Origin of the sequence: Phenylobacterium sp., assembly GCF_030654915.1 — a bacterium.
GTDB lineage: Bacteria > Pseudomonadota > Alphaproteobacteria > Caulobacterales > Caulobacteraceae > Phenylobacterium.
Genome location: NZ_JAURWM010000204.1, coordinates 1 through 5,071 on the forward strand (window position 1 = coordinate 1; position 5,071 = coordinate 5,071).

General features: G+C 66.9%; 5 protein-coding genes. 3 read left to right on the forward strand and 2 right to left on the reverse strand.

Going from position 1 to position 5,071, the window contains the following annotated elements:
* On the forward strand, positions 1-1,566 hold a 1,566-nt coding region (locus Q7T84_RS10395), incomplete at its 5' end, for an ATP-binding protein (protein WP_304808470.1).
* A gap of 54 nt (positions 1,567-1,620) precedes the next feature.
* On the opposite strand, the gene Q7T84_RS10400 is transcribed toward Q7T84_RS10395, so the two are convergent.
* Both Q7T84_RS10400 and Q7T84_RS10405 read right to left on the reverse strand, forming a co-directional pair.
* Entirely contained in the window at positions 1,621-2,766 is a 1,146-nt protein-coding gene (locus Q7T84_RS10400; RefSeq protein WP_304808472.1) for an epoxide hydrolase family protein, read from the reverse strand.
* 63 nt (positions 2,767-2,829) lie between these two features.
* Positions 2,830-3,432, reverse strand: a complete 603-nt coding sequence (locus Q7T84_RS10405) for a TetR/AcrR family transcriptional regulator (RefSeq protein ID WP_304808474.1) — start codon at positions 3,430-3,432, stop codon at positions 2,830-2,832.
* Between the two features lie 81 nt (positions 3,433-3,513).
* Between Q7T84_RS10405 and Q7T84_RS10410 the strand changes: the two genes are divergently transcribed.
* Positions 3,514-4,563, forward strand: coding sequence for a DUF2855 family protein (locus tag Q7T84_RS10410; protein WP_304808476.1), 1,050 nt, complete (start codon positions 3,514-3,516; stop codon positions 4,561-4,563).
* Positions 4,564-4,589: 26 nt separating this feature from the next.
* The coding region (locus Q7T84_RS10415; protein WP_304808478.1) for a carotenoid oxygenase family protein at positions 4,590-5,071 on the forward strand (482 nt) is incomplete at its 3' end.

Consider the following 5,071-nt stretch of genomic DNA (forward strand, 5'->3'; position numbering starts at 1 on the left):
CGCGAGGCCGTCGCCGAGCTGCGGGAATCCGAGCGATTCGGCCGAGGCGTCATCGACGGGCTCGCGGCGATGCTGACCGTGGTCGACGAGACCGGCGCGATCATCGCCGCCAACTCGGCCTTCAGGGAAGTGGGCGCGCAGGTCGCTCAGACCGACGTCTATCCAATGGGCCGCAACCTCTTCACGGTGTTCGACCGACTACCGGGCGGGCGAGGCAAGTCGCTGACCAAGGGGGTGAAGCGGGTGCTGGCCGGGGACGCGGCCACCTTCGCCTATGCCTACCAGTCGCGGAGCGGCGAGTGGTTCCGGCTGACCGCCGCCCGGTTCCAGGGCGAGGGGCCGATCCGCTGCGTGGTCATCACCCAGTCGATCGAGGACCTGAAGCGTTCCGAAAAGCGGCTCAAGGCGCTGAACGCCTCGCTGAAGCGAGCGCGCGATGAAGCCAACGCCGCCAATGTGGCCAAGTCAGCCTTCCTGGCGACGATGAGCCACGAAATCCGCACGCCGCTGAACGGGGTGCTGGGCATGGCCCAGGCCATGGCCCGCGACGACCTGTCAGATCGCCAGCGTGAGCGGCTAAGCGTCCTGCGTCACGCCGGTGAGACTCTGCTGGCTCTGCTGAACGACCTGCTGGACCTGTCGCGGATCGAGGCTGGGCGCCTGGAGCTGGAAGACGGGGTGATCGATGTCGAGTCGTTGATGAACGGGGTGCGGGCGACCTTCACCACCTTGGCCAGCGAGAAAGACGTTTCGTTCGATCTGAAAGTGTCGCCGCAGGCGCTTGGCGTCTGGCGCGGCGACCCGACCCGCGTGCGCCAGATCGTCTATAATCTGGTCTCTAACGCCGTGAAGTTCACCTCGCGGGGCACGGTGCGCGTGGCGGTTCGTCGCCAGGACGGGGCGCTGGTCTTCGAGGTCGCCGACACAGGACCCGGTATCGCCAAGGATCGCCTGGGATCGTTGTTCCAGAAGTTCGTGCAGGAAGACGCCTCCACCACCCGGCGCTATGGCGGCTCTGGGCTGGGGTTGGCCATTTGCCGGGAGTTGGCGACGCTGATGGGCGGCGACGTGGACGTGGTGTCGAGCGTCGGGGAGGGGTCGACCTTCACCGTCCGACTGCCGCTGTCACGCGTCAAGGGAGCGCCCGCCATGGTCCCGCCGCTGGAGCTTATCGCCCCCTCCGGCGACTTGCGGATTCTCGCCGCCGAGGACAATCCGATGAACCAACTGGTGCTCAAGACGCTGCTGGCCCAGCTCGGGGTCGAGGTCCGGTGCGTCAACGACGGCCAGGCCGCCTGCCGCGCCGCCGCCGAGCAGGAGTGGGACGTCATCCTGATGGACGTTCAGATGCCGGTGATGGACGGCCCCACGGCCACGCGATGGATCCGCGAGCGCGAGAAGGCCGAAGGGCTTCGCCGGACCCCGATCATCGCCCTGACCGCCAACGCCATGGCCCACCACGCGGCGGAGTACGTCACAGCCGGCATGGACCTCCTGGTGCCCAAGCCGCTGGAGTTGGAGCGGCTGATCGGCGCGATCCAGACGCTGGTGTGCGAGACGGCTTAGGCGGCCGCCGGCTTGTCCCGGCATGGACGCTGGCCGTCCAGGGTGGAGCGCCCGCTATGCGGTCTCGGCGCCCCATGCCCGGACGTCTGTCACGAACAGTTCCGGTTCCTCCATCGCCGCGAAGTGACCGCCGCGCGGTTGGTCGGTCCAGCGGCTGATGTTGTAGGCGCGTTCGGCCCAGGAGCGGGGCGGGGCGGTGTAGAGGGGCTCGCCGGGGAAGTTGGCGAAGGCTGTGGGGGTCTCGCAGCGCTCGCCGTCCTGGAACACCACGCCGCCCTCTTCGAGCAGGCCGCGATAGTACCAGGCGCCGGTCGCGAAGCTGTCGGTCATCACATAGAGCATGATGTTGGTCAGCAGCCGGTCCTTGGGGTGGGCTTCGTCGAGGGACTTTTCCCGCAGGTCCGACCAGTCGTGGAACCGCTCGGCGATCCAGGCGGCCTGGCCGACCGGATTGCCCGCGCCCATCCAGGCCAGCGACTGCGGCTTGGAAGCCTGCAGTCGGAAATAGGCGCCCATCACGTCCATCATCGCGCCCTGGCGGGTCATCCAGGCGATCTCGGCCTCGTCCTTGGGGCCGCCGTGCGGGCGGAAGCCCATCATGTTCAGGTGGATGGCGCGGACGTGCCGGCCGTGGTCATGGCCCAGCCACGAGGTGACCAGTGCGCCCCAGTCGCCACCCTGAGCGAGATAGCGGTCGTAGCCTAGCACCTGCGTCATCAGGGTGTTGAACAGCCGCGCGGTGGTGCGCTGGCCGATCGGGCGCTTCGGCTTCGACGAGAAGCCAAAGCCTGGCAGGGACGGGATCACCAGGTCGAAGGCGTCCTGCGCCCGACCGCCGAAGCGCGAGGGGAAGGCCAGCTTCTCGATGGTGTCCCAGAACTCGTAGTGCGAGCCGGGCCAGCCGTGGGTGAGGATCAGCGGCCGCTTGCCGCCGGCCTCGCCGACCACGTGCAGGAAGTGGAGGTCGTAGTCCTCGACCCGGGCCGTGAACTGCGGGAAGCGGTTGAGGTCGGCCACCGCCGAACGCCAGTCATAGGCGTCGGTCCAGTGAGCGCAGAGGTCCTTCAGATAGCCGGCGTCGCAGCCGTAGGCCCATCCGTCTTCAACCTCCGGGATTGGTGGCCAGGGATAGGCTCGCACCTGATCCAGGACGGCCTGGACGGAGGCCTCGCTCCACTTGACCTCGAACGGTTGGACCATCGCGCGCTTCCCCTCTTGTTGGTGGGAAGATGACGGTCTTGCCGCAAGGGCCGTCAAGCCGGTTCAAGCCCCCGGGCGCAGGCCCTTTGCGAGCGTGTGACCGAGTTGGCGGTTGATGATCCGGGCCATGCCCTTGGGCAGCTTGCCGGACAGTTCCAGGCTCACCGCGCCGTGGGTGGCGGCCCAGTACATGCGGCCGATCTCTTCGGGATCGCCTTCCATCACGCCGGCCTCGACCAGGCCCTTGATGTAGGCCGACCGCATCGCGTTGGCGCGGGCGGCGGCGGCGACCAGGTCCGGATAGTCCTCTTCGTGCGGCTGGTTCAGGTCGAACATCAGCTTGTAGGTCTGGGGATGTTCGAAGGCGAAGTTCAGATAGGCCTCGCCCACGGCCGAGCTCTTGGCCTTGGCGCTGCCCTGGGTGTTGGCGAGCGCGCCTTCCAGGGACGCGGCGAACCGGTTGAAGCCGTTGGTCCGCACCGCGGCCAGGATATCTTCCTTGTCGGTGAAGTAGCGATAGGGCGTCATCGGGCTGACCCCCAGTTCCGAGGCCAGTTGGCGCATGGTCACCGCGTCCGGCCCCTTCTCGGCGAACAGCTTCTCGGCGACCTCGCAAAGACGTTCGCGGAAGTCGGCGACATCGGACTCGGACAGGACGCGGGGCATTGATAAACTCAGGGAAAGAAAAGGCTTGTCCTGAGGTAGCTCTTACGTAATAAATTTACAACGTAAAAAGGCGAGGAAATCATGACTGCCTGGGATGTGCTGATCAATCGGGACGATCTGCGCCGCGTGGAGCTGCGTCCTGCCGTCGAAGTGGCTGATCTGGCCGAGGGTGAGGCCCTGCTGGAGGTCGAGCGTTTCGCGCTGACCGCCAACAACATCACCTACGGGATGATGGGCGACAGCTTCGGGTACTGGAAGTTCTTCCCGGCGCCGGAGGGCCTGGGCCGCATCCCGGTCTGGGGCTTCGCCAAGGTCATTAAGTCCAAGGCGCCCGACGCCCCGGTCGGCCTGCGGATCTTCGGCTATCTGCCGATGTCGAGCCATTTCACGGCACGGCTATCCAAGGGCCGCAACGGACTGGTTGATACCGCCGCGCACCGCGCCGAACTGCCGCCGACCTACAACGCCTATTCCGAGGCGCCGGAAGACGAGATGGACGATCACCGCGCCCTGCTGCGGCCGGTGTTCATGACCTCCTGGCTGCTGGACGATTTCCTGGCGGAGGACGCAGCGGTCGGCTCGCTGGTGCTGTCGAGCGCGTCGAGCAAGACCGCCATGGGCCTGGCCTGGTTCGCGCGTCGCCGCGGTCTGGAGGTGGTTGGCCTGACCTCACCGTCCAACGCCGCCAAGCTGGCCGAGCTGGGCCTCTACGACCGCATCGTCACCTATGACGAAGCTCGCAGCCTGAGCGCCAAGGCGCCCGCTGTTTTTGTCGATTTCGCGGGCGATCCGCAGGTGACCTCCGCGGTGCACACTGCGCTTGGCGAGGGGTTGTCGCGCAGCATCATCGTCGGCGCGACCCGCTGGCAGGCCGACCGCACGCCGGTCGATCTCCCTGGCCCGACGCCGGCTTTGTTCTTCGCCCCCGACCAGATCCGCAAGCGGGCCGCCGAGTGGGGCTATGAGGAACTGGACGTCCGGTTCATGGCCGCGTTGCGCGCCTTCGTCGCCGACGCCGCCTGGCTGAACGTCCGCCAGCATGTCGGACCAGAGGCTCTATTGGCCGCCTATCACGACGTCCTCGAGGGCCGCGCGCGGCCGGACGAGGGGCACATCATCAGACCGGTCTGAAGCCGGCCTTCAAAGGGAGACGCACCATGGACGGCGACGTTCGCATCAACCCGTACCTGTCCGGCAACTTCGCGCCGATCCGCAGCGAAGACGACTTCGACCTAGTCGTGAAGGGCGAGATCCCGAAGGAGTTGAAGGGCACCCTCTATCGCACCGGCCCGAACCCGCAGTTCGAGCCGCGCGGCGAGTACCACTGGTTCACCGGCGACGGAATGATCCACGCCTTCCATGTCGAGGACGGCAAGGTCACCTATCGCAACCGCTACGTCCGCACGCCCAAGTGGGAGTTGGAGAACTCCGAAGGACGCGCCCTGTTCGGCGGCTTCGGCAATCCGATGACCACCGACCCGATCGCCCAGGGCAAGGAAAGCGGCGTCGCCAACACCAACATCCTGTTCCACGCTGGCCGGCTGCTGGCGCTGGAAGAGGCCCATGCTCCGTTCGAGATGGCCGAGCGCACCTTGGAATCCAAGGGCTACGCCACCGAGTACAACGGCAGGGTCACCGC